Source organism: Herbivorax alkaliphila (assembly GCF_030848475.1).
GTDB lineage: Bacteria > Bacillota > Clostridia > Acetivibrionales > Acetivibrionaceae > Herbivorax.
In genome coordinates this window covers 1-22,517 of record NZ_JAVDDS010000031.1, presented here as the reverse complement: position 1 = coordinate 22,517, position 22,517 = coordinate 1, and the positions used below count along the sequence as shown (strand labels likewise).

The window sequence follows — 22,517 nt, the reverse complement described above, 5'->3', positions numbered from 1 at the left end:
AAACTTGCAAAAAAATTAAAAAAACTATTGCAATTATAAAAAATATGTGCTAGAATAAATATATAAATAAATTGAATATATTAAAGACATTAGTTTTTAAATCAAACAAATGTCTGTGGCCAGGACGCCATAATCTATAAAATATTATAGATTTATGGCGTTTTTTGTTATCAATAATAAAAAGTAATTGGCCTAAAAGCACTATTAAAAAATTAAGGAGTGGGTTTTATGAAAAAGCTAGAGATTATAACCAGACCTGAAAAGCTAGAAAGCTTAAAGGAACTTTTGAACAGCTATGGAAACTATGGAATGACTGTGAGTATGGTTTCAGGATGTGGACTTCAAAAAGGCAGAAAAGAAATATACAGAGGAGCAGAGTACAGTATAAATTTACTTCCAAAGGCAAAGGTTGAAATTGTACTTCCAGACAAAATTGTGGATGAAATTACAGACAAAATACTAGAAGCAGTAAAGACTGGCGAAGTAGGTGACGGAAAAATTTTCATCTATAATGTTGAAGATGCAATAAGAATAAGAACTAGAGAAAAAGGTGAAAAGGCAATAATAAAGTAAAAATTTATTAAAAAATAGAGTGTTAACTTATTTAAAAGAATTTTAGAAAGGTAGTGTTTATTATGAAAAAAAAGATAGCTTTAATGATTATTATTTTGACTGTTATTGTACCTGCATTTGCTTTTGCAGAGGCAGAAACAGATATGGTGGTAGCCATTGATACGATATGGATTTTAATAGCAGCATTTTTGGTTTTCTTTATGCAGGCAGGATTTGCAATGGTGGAGTCAGGTTTTACAAGAGCAAAAAATGCAAGTAACATAATCATGAAAAACCTAATGGACTTTTCCATAGGATCATTAATTTTCTTTGCAGTAGGATTTGGGATTATGTTTGGTGTAAGTAGAGGTGGATTTATAGGATCAAATGGATTTTTTGGTACAGGTAATATGGAGCATTTAGGGCTTGATGTACCTATTGAAGCTTTTATGATATTCCAGACAGTGTTTGCAGCTACGGCAGCAACAATAGTTTCAGGAGCCATGGCAGAGAGAACTAAATTTTCATCCTATATAGCATATAGTGCGGTAATCACTTTGTTTATCTATCCAATTGTAGGTCATTGGATTTGGGGTGGAGGCTGGCTGGAAGGATTAGGTTTTATAGACTTTGCCGGTTCAACAGTTGTACACTCAGTAGGTGCTTGGGCAGCCTTAGTAGGAGCGGCAATTTTAGGTCCTAGAATAGGCAAGTTCAATAAAGATGGCAAACCAAATGCCATACCTGGACACAGTATTACTCTTGGAGCATTAGGTGTTTTCATACTTTGGTTTGGATGGTTTGGTTTTAACGGAGGTAGTAGTTTAAGCGGTACTGATTCGGGAATTGCACACATTATTATGACAACAAATCTTTCAGCAGCGGCAGGAGCTTTTATGGTTATGGTTATAACTTGGATACGATATAAAAAACCAGATGTCAGTATGGCTTTAAACGGAGCTTTAGGTGGACTTGTTGCAATTACAGCAGGTTGTGAAGAAGTTGGTCTACTGGGAGCTATAGCAATTGGTTCAATGGCTGGATTTGTAATAGTATTTGGTGTTGAGTTTATAGAAAAAGCATTAAAAATTGACGATCCTGTTGGAGCTGTTACAGTACATGGATTGTGTGGTGCATTTGGAACTATAATGGTAGGTGTTTTTGCAACAGAGGGAGGACTTTTATATGGTGGCGGTTTTGAGCTTGTTGGGATTCAGGCTATAGGTGTTATTGCAGTAGCAGCATGGACATTAACAACAAGTTTTATACTCTTTAAGACGATTAAAGCTACAATTGGACTTAGAGTTAAGAAAGAAGAAGAAGAGTCAGGACTTGATATTGGAGAACATGGAGCAGAGGCTTATGCGGATTTTCATATGAAATCTACAGAAACTATAATTTAATAAATTATATAAAAATTCTCTGATTGAATTGATATATTAAAAGGCCAGGGCGCCAAAATCGTAAGATTTTGCTGCCCTTTCTTTATATAAAAATCAACTTATCAAGCAATGTAACTTAATTAAAAGGAAAGAGAGGGATTATTATGAGACAAATAGCTATTTATGGAAAAGGTGGAATTGGTAAATCAACAACAACTCAAAACCTTACAGCAGGATTAGCAGAAATGGGAAAACAGATAATGATTGTAGGATGTGATCCAAAAGCAGACTCAACAAGACTTGTCTTAGGGGGTTTAGCACAAAGAAGCGTATTAGATACATTAAGAGAAGAAGGTGAAGAAGTTGAACTTGAAAACATTATGAAGACGGGACTATTTAACATAAGATGTGTTGAATCTGGAGGTCCTGAACCTGGAGTAGGTTGTGCAGGAAGAGGAATTATTACCTCAATAAATATGTTGGAGAGTTTAGGAGCTTATACAGATGATTTGGATTATGTTTTTTATGATGTTTTAGGTGATGTTGTTTGTGGTGGATTTGCAATGCCAATAAGGGAAGGAAAAGCTAAGGAAATTTACATAGTTGCAAGTGGTGAATTAATGTCTCTATATGCTGCAAACAACATTTCAAAAGGTATTAATAAATATGCAAACACCGGAGGGACAAGGCTTGGAGGAATAATTTGTAACAGTAGAAAAGTTGATAACGAAAGTGACTTGCTGGAAAATTTTGCAAAGGAAATAGGAAGCCAGCTTATTTATTTTGTACCTAGGGACAATTTAGTGCAAAGGGCTGAAATTAATAAAAAAACAGTTATAGATTTTGCACCAGATGAAAATCAAGCTGATGAATACAGGGGACTTGCAAAAGCAATTGATGGCAATGACATGTTTGTAATACCAAAACCTATGAATCAAGATAGATTAGAGCAACTTATGATGGAACACGGAATCCTTGGCTAGATAAAAGGGGTTTTACAATAACTAACAAAAAATTACCAATAAAATAATTTAGGAAAGGGTGAAACCTATGTTAATGGTAAGAGCAATAGTTAGGCCTCAAAAAGTTACACAAATATTGTCGGAGTTATGTGATGCAGGTTTTCCAGCAGTGACAAAGCTAGATGTAATGGGGCGAGGTAAACAAAGAGGGGTTAAAGTAGGAGATGTTTTTTATGATGAGATACCTAAGGAAATGCTTTTGATGGTAGTAAAAGATGTAGATAAAGATGATGTTGTAAAAATAATCATGAAAAATGCAAAAACAGGGCAAAGAGGAGCTTTTGGAGATGGGAAAATTTTTATAAGTCCTGTTGAAGAGGTATATACCATAAGTTCTGGAACAAATGAGATGTAATATAGGCAAAATATCTTGAAAAAGGGGGATTTGTCATGAAAGAAATATTAGCAGTTATAAGAATGAACATGATTAATAAGACCAAAGAAGAATTGGTTAAGCAGGGATTTTCTTCATTGACTTGTAAAAGGGTTCTTGGGAGAGGAAAGAAGAAAGTGGATTATTCCATAATAGAAAATTTGATTTTTGAAAGTGAAATACCATCTCCTAAGATTGCAGAAACAATTTCTGAAATTCACAGGCTTATACCAAAGAGAATGTTGTCAGTTGTAGCTAAAGATGAAGACGTACAAAAGGTAGTAGATACAATAATAAGTATTAACAGCAGTGGAAAACCAGGGGATGGGAAAATATTTGTTGTTCCTATTACTGAAGTTATAAGGATAAGAACAAAAGAAAGTGGAGAAATAGCCATTTGACGAGGTGATTATATATGAAAAAGAAAATTGACAAAATAGTTGAAAATTATCCTGCAGCTGTTTTTAAAAACAGAAAAGAACACATTATTGTTAAGGATAATAATACCGAGGAACCTCAGAAAATCAAGGCAAATACAAGGACAGTTCCCGGGATAATAACAAACAGAGGATGCTGTTATGCAGGTTGCAAAGGGGTTGTTTTAGGACCTTTAAGAGATGCAGTTGTTTTAACCCATGGTCCTATAGGATGTGGTTACTACACATGGGGAACTAGAAGGAATAAAGGAAGAACAGAAGGTGATGAAAAAAACTTTTTAAACTACTGTTTTTCTACCGACCTTCAAGAGAGCGATATAGTATTTGGAGGAGAGAAAAAACTCAAAAAAGCTATTAAAGAAGCAGTTGAAATATTTGAGCCTAAAACTATATTTATATGTTCCACATGTCCAGTAGGATTGATTGGTGATGACATACATTCTATTGCTTCAGAAGCAGAAAAGGAATATGGAATAAAGGTAGTTTCATTTAGCTGTGAAGGATATAAAGGAGTCAGCCAATCAGGAGGCCATCACATAGCAAACAATGGTTTAATAAAACATATTATTGGAACTGGTGAGAAGGTAGTTGGAAAATTTGCTATTAACATCTTAGGTGAATACAACATTGGTGGAGATGGATGGGAAATAGAGAGGATTTTAAGAAAAATTGGCTATGAAATAGTATCTTTAATACCTGGAAATGGAACGGTGGAAGATTTAAAAAGTGCTCATAAGGCAGATCTTAATATAATTCAATGTCATCGTTCAATTAACTACATTGGAGAAATGATGGGAACTAAATACGGTCAGGATTGGATAAAAGTAAATTTTATTGGAGTAAAAAGCACAATAAAAAGTCTTAGAAACATAGCTAAATACTTTGATGATTCTGATCTCATAGCAAGAACCGAAGCTGTCATTGAAGAAGAACTTAAAGAGATAACTTATAAACTTGAAGAATATAAAAAAATGTGTGAGGGAAAGACTGCCGCCTTATTTGTTGGAGGGTCAAGGGCACATCACTATCAACATATTCTAAAGGACTTAGGAATCAAGACAATTTTAGCAGGTTATGAGTTTGCTCACAGAGATGACTATGAGGGTAGAGAAGCACTTCCTGATATAAAAGAAGATGGAGACAGCAAAAACATAGAAAACCTTGAAGTTACTAAAGATCCTGAAAACTATAAGTTGTTTTTGACTAAAGAGCAATATGAGAAGCTTAAAGATGAAATTTCTTTAAATTATTATTCAGGAATGATAAAGGAAATGGATAATGGAAGTATTGTAGTTGATGACTTGAATCACTATGAGACAGAAGAACTTTTGAAAATTTTAAAGCCAGATATATTCTGTTCAGGTATAAAGGATAAATACATAGCTCACAAAGCAGGAATATTTTCAAAACAACTACATTCATATGATTACAGCGGTCCTTACGCAGGGTTTAAAGGTTCAGTTATTTTTGCAAGAGACATTGCAATGGGTATTACCACTCCAGCGTGGGATATGATAACTCCTCCATGGAAAACCCAGCCCATGCTTGAGGGAAGCTATATAGGAGGGAATTAATATGTTAGATTATACTCCAAAAGAATACGTCAACAGAAAAGGTTTAGTAATAAATCCAGCCAAAACATGTCAGCCTGTAGGGGCCATGTATGCAGCATTAGGCATCCATAAATGTCTTCCCCATAGTCATGGTTCACAAGGATGCTGTGCTTATCACAGAAAATTTCTAACACGAAATTTTAGAGATCCAGTAATGTCCTCTACAAGCTCTTTTACAGAAGGGTCATCAGTTTTTGGTGGTGGATCAAATTTAAAAACATCAATAAAAAATGTTTTTACTATATACGATCCAGATGTTATAGCAGTTCATACAACTTGTCTTTCAGAGACAATAGGTGATGATGTACCTACTTATGTTATGCAGGCAAAAGTTCCTGAAGGAAAAATAGTGATTCATGCTAATACACCAAGTTACAAAGGATCTCATATTACAGGATTTTTAAATATGGTTAAAGGAATGGTTAATTATTTAGCTCAAAATACTGAAAAACCAAATGGGAAAATAAATGTAATACCTGGTTTTGTAAATCCTTCAGATATGAGAGAGATAAAGAGAATACTCAAGGAAATGGGAGCAGAGTTTATTATGTTTCCCGATACAAGTGGTGTATTAGATACTCCCGTTACTGGAAAGTATGAAATGTATCCTAAAGGAGGAGCAAAAGTTGAAGACATTAAAGATTCAGGTAATTCTCTTGCCACAGTTTCATTAGGAAGATTTGCATCTTCTGATGGTGCATTTGAGCTTGAAAAGAAATGTAAAGTACCTCCAAAGGTTTTAAAAACACCTATTGGAATAAAAGCTACAGACGAATTTTTAATGGAAGTGTCAAATGTTACAGGCAAAGATATTCCAGAAGAAATTGAAGAAGAACGAGGGCAGGTAATAGATGTAATGGTAGATTGTCATTACCATTACCACGGTAAAAAAGTTGCAATATCAGGAGACCCAGATATTGTAATTGGACTTACAGAATTCGCTATAAGCATGGGGATGATACCTAAATATGTTTTGACAGGAACACCTGAAAAGGCCTTTGAAAAAGAAATAGAAGAAATGCTTGAAGAAGCAGGAGTTGAAGGAAAAGTTAAGAGCGGAGGAGATCTTTTTACACTTCACCAGTGGATGAAGGAAGAGCCGGTGGATATAATGCTTGGCACTACTCATTCAAAATATATTGCAAGAGCTGAAGATGTTCCCTTTGTTAGAATTGGTTTTCCAATACTAGATAGAAGTGTTCACTCATACATGCCTATTGTGGGGTACAAAGGTGCAATGAGAATAATAGAGCTAATTAGTAATGCATTATTAGACAGACAGGACAGAGATGCTTTAGACGAAGATTTAGAACTTATCATGTAGTTAAAGAAAAATACATTATGGTTGATGCTTTTAGAGCTTTTCTTTAAGCTCTAAAAGCAAAAATCTTAAAAACTATTTAAGATCAAAAGTTGAAAAATTTCTGTATTAACCATAAGAAAGGAGAGGAGCTTTTATGGCAAAGGGAAATGATATTTTAAAAGATAGAAAAGAGTTTATATGTTATAAATCCCAAAAGGAAGAGGGCAGCATTAAATGTGAAAAAGACAGTGTTGCAGGTTCAGTAAGCCAGAGAGCTTGTGTATATTGTGGAGCAAGGGTTGTATTAAATCCAATAACTGATGCCTTTCACATTGTACATGGACCTATCGGATGTGCTGCCTACACATGGGATATCAGAGGTAGTCTTTCTAGTGGTTCAGAAATATACAGGAATAGTTTTTCAACTGATTTGAGAGAACACGATGTTGTTTTCGGGGGAGAGAAAAAACTTACAGGGGCAATTGATGAAATTGTAGATAAGTATAAACCTAAGCTTATATTTGTATATGCAACATGTATAGTTGGAGTTATTGGAGATGATATTGACGCAGTATGTAAAATGGCAGAAAAGAAATACGGAATAAGGGTCATACCTGTTAAATCCAGTGGGTTTGCAGGAAACAAATCAATGGGGTATAGGGCAGCAGGAAAAGCATTATTAAAGCTTATGGGGGATGATTTACCAGAAAAAGAAAAAGGGATAAATTTTCTTGGAGACTTTAACCTAGCAGGTGAAATGTGGATTATAACGGGATATTTAAGGAGCATTGGTATAAATGTAATAGCTAAAATAACAGGGGACTCTACTTACAAGGAGATATTAGAAGCTCCTAAAGCATCTTTTAACATTGTGCAGTGTGCAGGTTCGATGACAAGTCTTGCTAAGGAAATGGAGAAAAAATACAATATTCCTTTTGTAAAGGTTAGTTTTTTTGGATTTGAAGATACTTGTACATCAATTTTGACAATAGCCCAAAGATATGGAGACAAAGAAATGATAAAACGGGCTGAAAAGCTTATTAATAGTGAAAAGGCTAAATATGGACTAAAAATTTCAGCCTTAAGAGAAAGATTAAAAGGCAAAAAAGCTGCTATCTATGTAGGTGGTGGATTTAAAGCAATTTCTTTAATAAAACAGTTTAATGATTTAGGAATAAAATCAGTTGTTGTAGGAACTCAGACAGGAAGAAAAGACGAATATGAGGTACTAAAAAGCATTAGTGATGAAGGAACAGTCATACTTGATGACACAAATCCAGCGGAACTAGAAAAATTCATAAAAGAGAAGGAAGCGGATCTTTTGGTTGGAGGTGTAAAGGAGCGGCCTTTAGCATACAAGTTAGGCCTTGCATTTTGCGACCACAACCATGAAAGAAAGCATCCACTATGCGGGTTTGAAGGTGCTTTAAACTTTGCAAAGGAATTAGATCTTACCGTAAACAGTCCAGTATGGGAATTTGTAAAATCCTCTTAGAATATAGGAAGTGATCAATATGAAAAACAAAAATTTTGTAAACTTAAATATAAATCCATGTAAAATGTGTATGCCGATGGGCGCTGTAATGGCACTTAAAGGAATAGAAAACAGCATGATAATACTTCATGGTTCTCAAGGATGTAGTACTTATATAAGAAGACATATGGCAGGACACTATAATGAACCAATAGATGTGGGGTCATCTTCATTAAGTGAAGAGGGTACTGTTTATGGAGGAGAAGCAAATCTAAAAAAGGGACTTATAAATATGATAAAGCTTTATAGTCCATCCATTATAGGAGTTGCCACTACTTGCCTTGCAGAAACAATTGGAGAGGACATAAAAAGAATTACAGAAGAGTTTAAAAAAGATAATATGATTGTTTCTAAAAAGGCAGTGGAAATAGTGCCAATATCCACACCAGGTTATGGAGGAACTCAGTTTGAGGGCTTTTATGGGGCTCTTACAAGCATTGTGAAAAGTCTTTCGGATGATAAAACAAAAAATGAAAGTATAAATATTATTACAGGATGTTTAAATCCTGGAGACATTAGAAACATAAAAAGCATACTTGACCAATTTAAAGTAAAGTACACTATCTTACCAGATGTTTCTGATACATTAGACTCTCCTTATAAAAAAGAGTATAAAAAGATACCCCAAGGAGGTACAAAAATTGAGGATATAAGGAAAATGGCTGGAGCCAAGGCAACTATAGAAATGGGGATGACTGTTACTGGTAATATTTCTCCAGGTGAATATTTATCAGATAAATATAAGGTACCTCTTCATAGATGTCCCTATCCAATAGGCATAAGAAATACAGATGTTTTTTTAGAGACAATTTCAAAAATCACAGGAAAGAGAACACCAAAAAAACTCTTAGAAGATCGTGGTAGGTTACTTGATGGGATGATAGATTCCCATAAGTTTAACGGTGAGGGAAGGGCTGTTATATTTGGAGATCCAGAGATTTCTTATGGAGTTGGAAGACTTTGTCTGGAAAATGGAATAAAGCCTTTGCTTATAGCTACAGGTTCTTCTAATAAATCAATAACTGAGCTTTTGAAAAAAGAAAAGCATACGCCTTTGGTTATTGATGATACTGATTTTGATACAATTAGAAAACATGCTGTAGAACTTAAAGCAAATTTACTTATTGGAAATTCTGATGGAAAATTTATAACTGAAAGAGAAGGTATTCCTTTAGTGAGAATTGGTTTTCCTATACATGACAGAGTTGGAGCACAAAGATCTAACATTGTAGGATATAATGGATCATTAATGCTTCTTGACAACATGACCAATACTCTTTTAGAAAACAAATATAATAAGTACAGAAAAGAGATGTACGGTAAGTATTTTTCAGAAACAGTAAAAAAAGAGGAGACTATTACTGCAAAAGAAAAGACTTTATCACATCCTTGTTTTTCAGGGGGAGCCTGTAAGGTAGCTAGAATGCATATACCTGTTGCACCTTCTTGTAATATTAAGTGTAACTACTGTAACAGAAAATACGATTGTATGAATGAAAGTCGACCAGGAGTTACAAGTGAGGTGTTGTCCCCTAAAGAAGCTCTGGATAAATATTTGACCCTAAAAGAAAAAATGCCTAACTTAAAAGTTCTTGGAATTGCAGGACCAGGTGATGCTCTAGCCAATTTTGAAAACACAATAAAATCATTAGAACTTATAAAAGAAGTAGACCCTGAAGTTATATTTTGTCTTTCTACAAATGGTTTAATGCTTCCTTACTATGCTGATAGAATAATTGAAGCTGGTATTTCCCATATTACAGTTACAATAAATGCAGTGGATCCAGAAATAGGAAAGAAGATATATAGTGAAGTTAACTTTGGAGGGAAGAAACTTGTTGGTAAAAAAGCAGCTGAGTTTTTAATCGGAAATCAACTATCAGGACTGTCCTATATGGCTTCAAAAGGAATAGTTTGTAAAGTAAACATTGTAATGATAAAGGGTATAAATGAAAGGCACATTGAAGAAGTAGTCAAGGAAGTAAAGAGTCGAGGAGTTTTTATAAGCAATATTATGCCCCTTATTCCTGCAAAAGGAAGTTCTTTTGAAAACATGCCTCAAACAAATAATAGAGAACTTGGAGAAATGAGAAAAAAATGTGAAAAGTATTTAAAACAGATGTATCACTGCAAACAGTGCAGAGCAGATGCTGTTGGGATTTTAGGAAAGGATGTCTCTTCCCAATTTTCAAAGAGTGCATGTAGTAGCTTAAAAAGTAATAAGGAGTACACCTTTGCAATTGCAACAGAGTCAGGAATGATTATCGACAAGCATTTTGGACATGTTGATGAGTTTTATATTTATAGTTCTAAAAAGGGTGAAATAAAATTCATTGAAAAAAGAAGTATTGAAAAATATTGTACTGGAGTATCTGATTGTGATGATGAGGACTCTAAAATTGACAGACTTATAAAAACTATAAATGATTGTGATGCTGTGTTGGCATTAAGAGTTGGTTACAGCCCTCAAAAGAAAATGCTAGAAAAGGGGATAAAAGTAATACAGACATGTGGTTCAATTAAAGATGGGGTAAATTATGCAATTGAAGTGCTTGAGAAAAAAGAAACTTGTAAAACGGTAATATAAAAGGAGAGGATTTTATGCAAAAGCCTAAGTATCATGTATTTGTCTGTTCAAGTTCTAGAATTAATGGACAGCAAAAAGGTTATTGTTATTCAAAAGAATCGGTCGAGGTTATACAAACATTTATTGAAGAAATTGATAGCAGAGAACTTAATGATGAAGTCATGATTACAAATACTGGTTGTTTGGGTATCTGTAATTCAGGTCCAGTTGTGGTTGTTTATCCAGAGGGTGTCTGGTATAAGGAAGTTACTCCTGACGATGTAGAAGAAATTGTAGAGTCACATTTTGAAAATGGCATAAAGGTTGAAAGACTTTAAATATAAACCACAGAGGTTTTTTATTTAAAGACAGTGAGGGATGTAATATGAGAGCAATTATAATTAGTTTATTGGGAGTAACTTTGTGTTTTATTTTTTTAATAGGATGTAATGCTTTTTCTAAAGATGATAATTTTGAAGAAATAACTGTATTAGCAGCTGGAAGTCTTACAGAAAGCCTTACTGAAATAAAGGAAAACTTTGAGAATTTACAAGAAGAAAGTGTAAAAATAAATATAAATTTTGCAGGAAGTCAAACATTAAAGACCTATATTCAAAGAGGGGAAAAGGCAGATGTTTTTTTAAGTGCAAATTTAGAATACATGGATGCACTAGTTGAAGAGGGTTTTGTTGATAAATACAGTGTTTTTGCAAAAAACCGTCTTGTTTTAATAAAAAATAACAAGAGTAAATACAAAGTAGAAAGCTTAGAAGATCTATATAAGGAAGGACTTAACATTGCAGCAGGAAATAAAAGTGTTCCTGTGGGAAGCTATTGGAATGAGTCTCTTGAGATAGCTCTCAAAAACAAAATTATATCCAACTATGAAAAATCAAAAATTTTAAGCAATATAGTTACAGAAGAGCTTAATGTTAAAGATGTAGTAAGTAAAGTTTTATTTGGAGAAGTTGACGTAGGGGTGGTTTATAGAACTGATGTAACAGAAGGGATAAAAAATGAAGTTGAGATAATTGAGTTGGAAATATTCAATGACCTCTATGCAAAATATCCAATTGCATTAATTATTGGAGATCGGGAAAGTGGATTATCAGAAGAGTTTTATGAATTTATTTTATATGAGAGTAAGGATGTTTTAAAAAAGTATGGTTTTATTGTGGACTGACTTTTAGGAGATGATAATATGTTTAAAACAGGAGAAAACATTATAAAAATAAATAAAAAAGCAATGGTTGAAGTAAAAAGAGAAAGAAAAGTAATGAGCCAACATAAGTCATTGCAACTAGAATCTATTATGCTTTTTTTTATTGCAATATTCATAGTTATTTATGTAGCCATCACTGTACTCCCAATTTTATCAATAATAAGAGTAGCTGATTTTAAAGATTTTGGGAAAACTATTACCAACAGACAAAATATTGACGTTATATTATTAAGTCTATCAACTGGTATATTATCATCTATATTTATTTTTTTACTAGCAACTCCTGTTGTATATTATTTGACATTTAAAAAGAGTTTTTTATCTAAGATTTTAGATGTCTTTGTAAGTATTCCTACAGTTTTACCACCAGCAGTTGCAGGTATTGGACTTCTTTTGGCATTTGGAAGACAGGGAATTTTAGGGGGAGTGTTATCAAGGTTTGGTATAGTTATTTCTTTTACACCTTTAGCCGTGATAATTGCACAGTTTTTTGTAGCATCTGCATTTTATATTAAAATTTTTAAAGCTGGAGTTGAATCTATAGCACCAGAGGTTTTAGAGGCATCATATGTTTTTGGTGCAGGGAAAATAGAGACTTTTATTAAAATGGTAGTTCCAATGCTGAAAAAAAATATAGCATCTGGGCTTCTTGTATCATGGGCACGGGCAATGGGAGAGTTTGGTGCAACTATTACTTTTGCAGGAAACGTTATGGGACGTACAAGAACTATACCACTTCAAATATATACATATATGCAGACAGATATTAAATCGGCAGCACTTCTTTCTGTAGTAATGTTTATAATTTCATTTGTAGTACTCTACTTTACAAAAGTATGTTTAAAGACTGAAGAAATCTAATAGAAATATTTTTAATCAGGAGGTGGTTTTATGTCTTTTAAATTAGATAATGGCAGAATAAATATAGTGGACAGAACTTTGCCTGAAATATTTACAGAAAAACAACATGGCAAAAGACTTGAAATAATTTATTTATGCTGGCTTTTAAAGGATGTAGGAGTGGATTATTTTGAAATTAATACTACTATTCAAAAACTTATTGGAAAGCTTCCAGCAGGACTTGATTTTATATACAGGATTGAAAATGAAGAAGATGCAAAAAGATGTATTGATAGCCACGTGAAAAAATGTGTTATATCTTTAGACTTAATGAAAAGATTAGACTTACTTAATCTTTTAAAAAAACATAATGTAAGTATTACTATTGAATATCCAGTAAATGAATTTGAAGAATTGTTTAAAATAAAATATTTAGATAAAAATATATTAGAAAAACATATTAGTTATATTAGAATAACAGGTCTGGATACATTTGTAATTCCTAAGTGGATAAATGAGATAAAAAATACAGAAAAAAAATTTAAACTTAAGGTAAATTTATGTCCTCAAAATGAGTTTGGAGAGGCAACTGCCCTTTGTATAGAAGGTATTATGAACAATATACACTTTATAACAACATCCTTTACTGGCTATGGGAGAGAAAATGGATATGCACCCTTAGAAGAAGTTTTGCTGGCACTAAAAGTTTTATTAAACAGAAAAAGCAAAATTAATTTAAGCAAATTATCTCAAATAGCTTCATTTTATTCAACAATAACTGGCAGGATAATACCTGAAAATAAACCTGTAATTGGGGAAGGGATTTTTAAATATCAATCAGGGATACATGCAGATGGTATAGAAAAAAACCCAATAACATATGAGCTTTTTGCCCCTTGTTTTGTTGGGCAAAATAGAACATTGACAATAGGTAAACATTCAGGAAAAAGAGCAGTTCAAAAAAAGCTTAAAGAATTGGGTATAAAATGTAGAATTGAAGAAGCGGCAGAAATATTAGGGCTAATTCGAGAAAAGAGTGTTGAAAACAAGAGGGATCTTTTTGATCAAGAAATTATAGATATTTATAAAGAAAATGTTAAAAAACTTATTATGGCTTGATAGGGAGTGGTGATTGTGTTGATTAAAATAGTTGATACAACCTTGCGAGATGGAGAGCAAAGAGCAGGTGTGGTTCTTAGGAAAAATGACAAGATACAGATAGCAAAAATGCTAGATTATATGGGTGTATACCAGATTGAAGCAGGTATTCCTGCAATGGGGGGAGAAGAAAAAAATAGTATTTATGAAATTATGGGACTTGGTTTAAAAAGCAGGATTTCTGCATGGAATAGAATGAATATAAATGATATAAAAGAATCAATTGACATAAACCCTCATATAATGCACATTTCAGTACCATCATCAGATATTCAGATACAACATAAGTTTGGAAAAGATAGAGAATGGGTGCTAGAAAATATGATGACATGTGTAAACTATGCAAGAGAAAAAGGTTTTGAGGTTACTTTGGGATTAGAAGATGCATCAAGGGCGGACTTTAATTTTATTCTAAGTATAATTACCTATGCTTATAAATTAGGAGTAGAAAGAGTTAGATACGCAGATACTGTAGGTATACTTTATAGAAATAAAATATATCAGGATATTCAAATTATAAAAAAACATTTTAGAAATATAAAACTTGAAATTCACACCCATAATGACCTTGGAATGGCTGTTTCAAATTCAATAGGAGCTGTTAGAGGAGGGGTGGAATTTGTGGATTGTACTATTGGAGGTATTGGAGAGAGGGCTGGAAACTGTGATTTTTTAAAATTTGTAATATCAGCAAAGGGGCTTTTGGGAAGCTGTAAAAAATACAATGTTAAAGAAATAAATAGAATTCAAAAATCCATTCTTAAAATTATAGATAGACAATATGAAGGTTCTTCTGTCTGTTAATCTTATTGTAAGACTTTACCTTCTATAAGGTGAAGTTGCACTTATAAATTTTCAGGTGGAGTTGAGTCTTCACCTGAAGCCTCGATGTTTAGCTTTATCTAAACGAGTTCACCGTCTATTTTGAAGGACAAAATTCCGATGATTTAACGGGTTCTGGATGATGAGAATTGGATGTTATTTCTTATCCATGACTAATAATATATGCACCCTGTCTTTTACCTAGCGTGGATATTTTAAAATAAATATGATAAACTAATTTAAAGTTATTTTTTAAAAATAAGGGTGATAAAATTATGAAATATGGGTTTGTTAGATTAGGATCAGCTGTCCCAAAGCTTAAGGTGGCAGATTGTGAATATAATTCTAGTGAAATTATAAATGTTATAAAAAAAGGTGAAGAAAAAGGTATTAAGATTCTTGTCTTTCCCGAACTTTCTATAACCTCTTACACATGTGGTGATTTATTTTATCAGGATGCACTTCAAAAAGATGCATTTAAGTGTTTATATAAAATACTAGATGAGACAAAAGATTTAGAAATAATATCTTTACTTGGAATTCCTGTCTTAAAGGATAATCAGCTATTTAATTGTGCAGTTGTTATACAAAAGGGAAAGGTGCTAGGAATTGTACCTAAGACATACATACCTAATTACAGTGAATTTTATGAAGGAAGATGTTTTTCCTCTGCTAAGAATTCCATATGGGATACTGTTAATATTTTCAATGAGGAAGTGCCTTTTGGTGCTGATTTGTTATTTGAAGACAAAGAAAATAAGGATCTTTGTTTTGGCATCGAAGTATGTGAGGACTTGTGGTCGGTTGCACCTCCAAGCTGTTTTCAAGCTATGCATGGGGCTACAATTATCTTTAATTTATCTGCTAGCAATGAAATAGTAGGAAAGTATGAGTACAGAAAAGAACTTGTTAATCAGCAATCTGCAAGATGCATAGCGGGTTATGTCTATAGTTCTTCTGGCATAGGAGAATCAACAACAGATTTGGTTTTTGGTGGACACTGTATTATATCTGAGAATGGGACAAATCTTTGTGAATCAGAAAGATTTGTTGAAAATCAGCTAATATATTCCGAAGTGGATCTTTTAAAAATTATCAATCACAGACGTAGAAATACAAGCTATATGGAGTATGGATATTTAAAAGACATGAAATTTAGGAAAGTTCAATTTGAATTAAAACATGTTGAGGCAGAAAGCATTAACAGGTATGTACCACCTCATCCTTTTGTTCCTTGTGATACAGGAGCAATAGATAAAAGATGTAGTGATGTTTTTAGAATTCAAACAACTGCTCTTGCAAAGAGAATGAAACATGCTAAAATAGAGAAAGCAGTCCTTGGTATATCTGGTGGGCTTGATTCTACTCTAGCTCTTTTAGTGACTGTTAAAACTTTTGATTACCTTAAACTATCAAGAAAAAATATCATTGCTGTTACAATGCCAGGATTTGGAACTACTGATGAAACATATAAAAATGCTGTAGAACTTATTAAATCATTGGATGTAACTATGGAAGATATAGATATAAAAACAGCGTCCTTGCAACATTTTAAAGACATTGGACATGACCCTAAAATCCATGATGTAACATATGAGAACGTCCAATCACGTGAAAGGACACAGATTATTATGGACATTGCAAACAAAGAGGGGGGATTTGTTGTAGGCACTGGTGATATGTCAGAGCTGGCTTTAGGATGGTGTACCTACAATGGAGATCATATGTCTATGTATTCTGTAAATTCAGGCATACCAAAGACTCTTGTAAGTTATTTAGTAAGTTGGGCAGCAGATAATGTTTTAAATAAAAAAGTAGAGGGTGTATTAAAAAAAATTCTTGAAACACCTATATCACCAGAGCTTCTTCCACCTGACCATGTTGGGAAAATCAAGCAAAAAACAGAGGATTTAATAGGTCCATATGAACTTCATGATTTTTTTCTTTATCATATGTTGAGATATGGGGCTACACCTTCAAAAATATTATTTCTTGCAAATAAGGCATTTGTTGATAAATATGCAGAGGATGAAATAAAAAAATGGCTTACATTTTTTCTAAAGAGATTTTTTAGCCAGCAATTTAAAAGGTCTAGTATGCCTGATGGGCCAAAAGTAGGTACAATAAGTCTTTCACCTAGAGGGGATTGGCGCATGCCAAGTGATGCACAGGTTAATTCTTGGATTAATGAACTAAATAATGAATAGGCATTTACAACTAAAAATATTATTATCACGATATTAAGTAGGCATAATATAAAATAGACTCCACCTTTTAGAAGATGGAGTCTCAAAAATAGATAAGTTATTTAGCTTATTAGAGAAGAATCAAACACCTCTACTTCTATGTCATGATATTCATTGGTAAATATGCCAATAAAATTACCTTCTGAATTATTTAAGGTTACTGAGAGCGTAGCATCTTCTCCTTTAAATACAAACACTTTTCTGCTCGTTAGCCACTCATCTGGTACTGGCTCAAAGTCGCTACCATATATGAAACCAAATTTGATGATGAAATCAGGTATTGTTAAAATGTATTCATTATCTACTACATGTTGCTCAACACTGTTAATATCAATCTCACATTTTAAGTGCAAACGAGATCTACCATTTTCATCAATGGGTGTTATAGTCCAATTGTTATTGTTATTTGATGTAAAACTTAAAGATTCATTTTGAGAAAGAGCATTTCTATCAATCTTAGATCCCTCAATTTCAACAGGAATAACACTTAGTGGTAATGTTTCCTCGAAAATAATTTTGTCTACATCTGCACCTGATCCAGGAATAATTACATTTAATCCTGTAATAAATGAGTTGAATGCCTCTGTTATCTGGTTATTATTTAATGGTTTTGAGAAATCAACCGTGTTACTTAAATTGTTTTCAGGGTCAATCGATACATCATAGGCTCCTTCTTTTATATCAAATAATTGATTAGCTGTAATTTCACTGTTGTTATATAATGAAAGGTCGTAAAATAACATATTTGTGTTAAAAGAGCTAAGGGTTTCGGAATAAAACTTAGCGTAATCTAAAGGATGATTTTCTGAAGATTTTCCTGTATATATTGCGGGCTGGCTATTGTTATAATGCAAAAACTGAATATTAGAATCTAAATATGAACTTGTATTAGGATTGTTTGCTGACAACACTAATGAATAGTTTGAAACATTTTCACTTTCAAAAATAGAATAAAATGATTTTCTTAAAGCATCTCCTAAGTTATTGTCAGTAGTCTCTCTATGTTCAATATTCTCTATTAGTTGTAAAAGATCCTGATATTCATCATTTAAGTTATAAAACTTAAAATCTTCATCTGTTAATTCCTTATGGGCGTAGGGAATTATTCCTACAGAAATATCATCCTCACCTTCTAAATTTGACAAAATATCATTTACTATAATGTCTTTGTAAGTATTTAATTCTGAATAATACGTGTAGATGGTCTCGGGTATTGTATTGTTTGTTTGTATTTGGTGTTTAAAAGTAACATCACTTGTAACATCTATTTTGTCAGCTATGAAACTTCCGTGGTAAGTATTTCCGGTGCTTAAAAAAAGTAATTCTCCATTTGGTGCAAGAGCCATTCCGGATATGGATGATGCCGCACTTTTAAAGAGTATGTCTCCTTCTATAGAATAAAGGTTTAAATTATTAATCTCAGATGTTACATTACTGCCTTCAATTAATATATCTCCTCTTGCGGTTATAAAAGCATCTTCTAATCCTTCAATATTTTCTAAACTGATTTGAAGGTTACCATCAAAGAACATGTCTGATTTAATTTCAAAAAGACCTCCCTGTGTGGGATGATTATCATTAGTTATAACAAAGGTCATAAAACCATTTGGAGGAGGATTTGGATTTTCAGATTGATATCTGATATTTACGAACTCGTGGTCAGGCATACTAACATTGTGATTTGCACCACCTGTAAATATGCTGTCAGTTGTTTTATATACTGCATGGTAGCCTGCTGCATGTGCTTCTTGAGAATCAGAGACTAGTTTGTTAGCAAACTGATTATTAAATAAATCTATAAGCTCATCTTTTGTTATATGCAAATCAGGATCTACTTGCATATCTATTAGCTCTTGTGCATTACCTCCTGTTGCTATTATCTCTGAAGCTTCAAGAGAACCTGGACCATATGTTCCATCTTCAAGAGGTGTTCTTATTGAGATATGACCTGCTGTGGAGTTAAATACATCATCTGATCTGATTTTACCATCAAAAACAACAGAGCCTCCGCTTACATCCATATCTGTAAAAGAGTACAGTAAATAATCCAAGCCTGATAACAATGGGTTTTCTACCTCAACAATATTTGATGATGAATCCACAAGAATAAGTAATTGTTTTTCTCTATCTTCTTCTGTAACAATATAACTTCCAGGATTCTTATATGTTATATCAAGACGACTTGAATCACTTTTGTGTAATTCTAAATAATTGTTATTATTAGGCCAGTTTTTAACTTTATAGGGATCAGAGTTGTATTCAAGCGATAAAGACAAATCAGAAATTGTTGGCTGTGGATGCGGCGCTTCAATAAAAATATTGTCCTGTGGCGTTGAATAAGCTGTCTTATCATCATTAATTAAATATTGTAGATGATTGTTACTACCCTCTAATACGATATTTTCATTAGTTGACAATGTTGCGTTAACCAATACTTCAAATCTATTTGTTCTATAACTACTGAATTCATTTGTCAGTTCAATTTGATGAAATATAAGTTCATCTAAATTTCCTTGGAGTAAAGTTTTATCATTTTCTTGTACAACAGAAAACTCCTTATAATATGTATTTATTATTGAAGAATCAATAGGGTTTATTTCGTTAATTCTTGCGTTGTAAGTTGTTTCGTTGTTTATTAAGTCTGAAACTTCAGCTTGAAAAGGCATTGATATGTTGAAATTTGTATTAAAATTATGATTTTCGATTGATATGTTTTTATCGTGTATATCACTTGCTATTGTATCGAATACATCAGTTAACTGGTTTGCACTTTCAACAGATATATATGGTTTGTTATTATGTTCATAAGCTTCTAAAATGCCACCAAGTTTGTTGTATATTTCATGTCCAGTGTCATCAAGCATAAAACCAGGTAAATATGAAGAAATATTAAGTTCTGTATCATCTCTAATCATTTTTGCCATAGCATAAGCATATTCGTTTGGATATGAAAGATTATGAGATATTCTATGAACTCCTCTTCTTAGTCTGTCAAAGGGTAAACGTGTTACTAATTCATCCCCATGCATAACATTTTCTAGAAAATAATTATAATTAGAGCTGTTTTCATTTACATAACGAAATCCAGATATTGAATCGAAATAATCCTGACTTCTTCCGTTAACTGTTGCATAGCCCAAACGATTACGACTAAAGTCTACAGTACTAAAGTTTGAATCACCATCTGATTTAAGTATCATATATTTTGAAGAACCTTCATTAGGTGAGTTTTTAAGAGTGTGATAAGCAACTCTTAATGCATCTCCTATATTTGTTCCTGAGGCAGTTTCTGTAGCAAGAATAACACGAAGGTCATCTGTGACTTGAGAACTTAGTGTGTTGTAATCTTCTTTTGCATTCAATAATTTGCCTCCAGTAGCTTGTCCATAGTACTCTTCGGGATTCGCATAACCTGCAAAGGGAATAACGACAATATTAACGTTTGGATTATCTTTAAATTTGTCAATAAATTTTTGTGACGCTAATCTTAATTGACCTATTCTACCACTTAGTGCCATACTTGCAGATACGTCAAGCAGCAGTGCAATTTCAACAGTATCATTATGACGATCACGCTCAAGCTCGTTCTCATGTACAGTATATTTAATTTCAATTTCATCACCTTCGTCAGCATTAATATGATTTGTATATTCACTGTCACCAATTCTTGCCTGGGCAGATATTTCAAAAAATGTAGTCAAAAAATATGTACCGTCATTATAATATTTTGTATCGTTTGATATTACATAAGATCTTACATAATACAATTCATTTCTTTCAAGAGTATTTATTGTTGCAGTATAGTCATTGCCTTGAGAGATAACCTTGTTATCATATGTAGTGGGGTCGGGGGTTTTAGAAAAAACAAACCCTTTTTCAGTCACATTTGTTAAATTTTCTGGGATAGTACCATTGAGTCTAACCTGAGCACCAAAAGGTGTTTTGGACATTTCTAAAATACTTATACCTATATCGTTATTTATATTGGTTGTATAAGAAGCATTAACTTTAACAAACATAATATTTACAATAAAACAAAACATCACTAAAAAACATAAAGGTCTTAACAATTTTCTTTTTAACATGTTTTACACCTCCAAAAAACTAACAATAAATAATTTACAAGTTTATTTAACAATAGCATGGGTAAATAAAAATATTTTTAAGATATAAATTTTGAATTGAGGATTATAGAGAGTACCTTAATTAGAGATATAAAAAATGTATTCAGCTACTCGTACTTTTTCATTGTTTTCAAACAATTTAATATAAACGTTTTTAGGGGTAAAGTCACTGTTGACATATATGGTTGCAGAATACTGATACATGCCATCAACAGATGTTTCATCCAATATGTAGCTTACTCCGGAAAATGACATTGTTTCATTTTTAACTTCAATTAATAACCTTGCATCTTTAGAATTAACTCTTCCAAATACAACATATTCTCTTTGATCATTTTGAGACTCAAAACTATCAATTGAAAATCTAATGTCATTATAGGTTGATTCTTGACCAGGACGTAATTTATTTTGTGGAAATGATATGAAAACAGATTGGGTAGAAGCATCCCACTTTACATTTGCACCAATACTTTCACTTACAAATCTTAAGGGTACAAATGTTCTGTTTCCGGTAATTTCAGGAGCAACGTCAAAATCTTTTTTAATGTTGTTAACTAAAGCGTATTTTTGACCAATTATAAGTTGCATTTCTAGACTATCATTTTTTGCTGTAATTGAACGATCAGAACCATTCCACACCACTTCCATTCCAAAGGTCTCAAATATCCTTCTAAATGGAATTAATGTTCGTCCATTTTTAATGTACGGTGGAGGGTCATCAGCGTTTTGATTAAAGTGCATTTTATTACCGTTAATATAAACGTTTATAGCTGTATCTGTTGAAGCATTGGCTGGAAACAAAGATAGAAATGAAATAGAAAGAAAGACTAAAATACTAATAATAACACCTAGCAACAGTGAGTTATTTTTCCTCAAATTATACACCTCCTGTAATGAATATTAATACGTAATAGTGGATTGGTAAATAAATAGAATTTTATTTATACATATTTTAATTATACTACAAATATTTCATAATTACCATACATTCATGAGTAAAGGGTGCATAAATTATATCTTAAACATATTCTGTAACATTTCCGTCTGCTTTACATTAGAATCATAGTTTTCACATGTATGAATATTGTGGTAGTAAAAATGGATATACTCATCCAATATTTTGATGAAATTACAAAGGTCTACCCATGGTAAATTAGATTTGCAAAACATAAAAAACCATAGGGGGTAAGCGTCAATGTTCAAGCTTATAAATGAAATTTTACATCAATTTCGCAAATGTTTCAAGAGGGAGGAAACATTTGGCTGGTTTGTAATTATAATAGTAGGTATGTTGATTAGGACAGATATGAGAAGAATATCATA

At 32.6% G+C, this 22,517-nt stretch carries 17 protein-coding genes; 15 read left to right on the top strand and 2 right to left on the bottom strand.

The window, feature by feature from the left end; all coding sequences use genetic code 11:
• Nucleotides 1-228: 228 nt before the first annotated feature.
• The 15 genes from RBH29_RS11825 (at nt 229) to RBH29_RS11755 (ending at nt 17,031) form a co-directional block, all read left to right on the top strand.
• On the top strand, nt 229-573 hold the full coding sequence (locus RBH29_RS11825) for a P-II family nitrogen regulator (RefSeq protein WP_306697052.1): 345 nt from the start codon (nt 229-231) through the stop codon (nt 571-573).
• A 62-nt stretch (nt 574-635) separates the two neighbouring features.
• Nucleotides 636-1,955: an ammonium transporter gene (locus RBH29_RS11820; RefSeq protein WP_373463331.1), complete on the top strand. Its 1,320-nt coding sequence runs from the start codon at nt 636-638 to the stop codon at nt 1,953-1,955.
• A gap of 143 nt (nt 1,956-2,098) precedes the next feature.
• Nucleotides 2,099-2,917 (top strand): nitrogenase iron protein, encoded by an 819-nt coding sequence (nifH, locus tag RBH29_RS11815; RefSeq protein WP_306697051.1) that lies wholly within the window; start codon nt 2,099-2,101, stop codon nt 2,915-2,917.
• A 67-nt stretch (nt 2,918-2,984) separates the two neighbouring features.
• Complete coding sequence (locus tag RBH29_RS11810) at nt 2,985-3,311, top strand: P-II family nitrogen regulator (protein ID WP_306697049.1); 327 nt, start codon at nt 2,985-2,987, stop codon at nt 3,309-3,311.
• Between the two features lie 35 nt (nt 3,312-3,346).
• A complete protein-coding gene (locus RBH29_RS11805; protein ID WP_306697048.1) occupies nt 3,347-3,730 on the top strand; it encodes a P-II family nitrogen regulator in 384 nt (127 codons plus the stop codon).
• Nucleotides 3,731-3,744: 14 nt separating this feature from the next.
• A complete protein-coding gene (nifD, locus tag RBH29_RS11800; protein WP_306697046.1) occupies nt 3,745-5,340 on the top strand; it encodes a nitrogenase molybdenum-iron protein alpha chain in 1,596 nt (531 codons plus the stop codon).
• 1 nt (nt 5,341) lies between these two features.
• Nucleotides 5,342-6,703, top strand: a complete 1,362-nt coding sequence (gene nifK, locus RBH29_RS11795) for a nitrogenase molybdenum-iron protein subunit beta (RefSeq protein WP_306697045.1) — start codon at nt 5,342-5,344, stop codon at nt 6,701-6,703.
• 133 nt (nt 6,704-6,836) lie between these two features.
• Entirely contained in the window at nt 6,837-8,177 is a 1,341-nt protein-coding gene (gene nifE / locus RBH29_RS11790) for a nitrogenase iron-molybdenum cofactor biosynthesis protein NifE (RefSeq protein ID WP_306697042.1), read from the top strand.
• A gap of 19 nt (nt 8,178-8,196) precedes the next feature.
• Nucleotides 8,197-10,803, top strand: coding sequence for a nitrogenase cofactor biosynthesis protein NifB (nifB, locus tag RBH29_RS11785; protein WP_306697041.1), 2,607 nt, complete (start codon nt 8,197-8,199; stop codon nt 10,801-10,803).
• A 14-nt stretch (nt 10,804-10,817) separates the two neighbouring features.
• Nucleotides 10,818-11,120 carry a 2Fe-2S ferredoxin gene (locus RBH29_RS11780; protein ID WP_306697039.1) on the top strand — a complete coding sequence of 101 codons (303 nt, stop codon included), beginning with the start codon at nt 10,818-10,820 and terminating at the stop codon, nt 11,118-11,120.
• Nucleotides 11,121-11,167: 47 nt separating this feature from the next.
• Entirely contained in the window at nt 11,168-11,965 is a 798-nt protein-coding gene (gene modA / locus RBH29_RS11775; protein ID WP_306697038.1) for a molybdate ABC transporter substrate-binding protein, read from the top strand.
• An 18-nt stretch (nt 11,966-11,983) separates the two neighbouring features.
• Nucleotides 11,984-12,865 carry an ABC transporter permease gene (locus RBH29_RS11770; RefSeq protein WP_306697036.1) on the top strand — a complete coding sequence of 294 codons (882 nt, stop codon included), beginning with the start codon at nt 11,984-11,986 and terminating at the stop codon, nt 12,863-12,865.
• 30 nt (nt 12,866-12,895) lie between these two features.
• Nucleotides 12,896-13,963, top strand: a complete 1,068-nt coding sequence (locus RBH29_RS11765) for a homocitrate synthase/isopropylmalate synthase family protein (protein ID WP_306697035.1) — start codon at nt 12,896-12,898, stop codon at nt 13,961-13,963.
• Between the two features lie 15 nt (nt 13,964-13,978).
• Nucleotides 13,979-14,806, top strand: coding sequence for a beta/alpha barrel domain-containing protein (locus RBH29_RS11760; RefSeq protein ID WP_306697034.1), 828 nt, complete (start codon nt 13,979-13,981; stop codon nt 14,804-14,806).
• 293 nt (nt 14,807-15,099) lie between these two features.
• Nucleotides 15,100-17,031 carry an NAD(+) synthase gene (locus tag RBH29_RS11755; RefSeq protein WP_306697032.1) on the top strand — a complete coding sequence of 644 codons (1,932 nt, stop codon included), beginning with the start codon at nt 15,100-15,102 and terminating at the stop codon, nt 17,029-17,031.
• Between the two features lie 101 nt (nt 17,032-17,132).
• Here RBH29_RS11755 and RBH29_RS11750 read toward each other — a convergent pair whose 3' ends face one another.
• Both RBH29_RS11750 and RBH29_RS11745 read right to left on the bottom strand, forming a co-directional pair.
• Nucleotides 17,133-21,155 (bottom strand): vWA domain-containing protein, encoded by a 4,023-nt coding sequence (locus RBH29_RS11750; RefSeq protein ID WP_306697031.1) that lies wholly within the window; start codon nt 21,153-21,155, stop codon nt 17,133-17,135.
• A 117-nt stretch (nt 21,156-21,272) separates the two neighbouring features.
• Entirely contained in the window at nt 21,273-22,070 is a 798-nt protein-coding gene (locus tag RBH29_RS11745) for a copper amine oxidase N-terminal domain-containing protein (protein ID WP_306697030.1), read from the bottom strand.
• Nucleotides 22,071-22,517 lie beyond the last annotated feature (447 nt).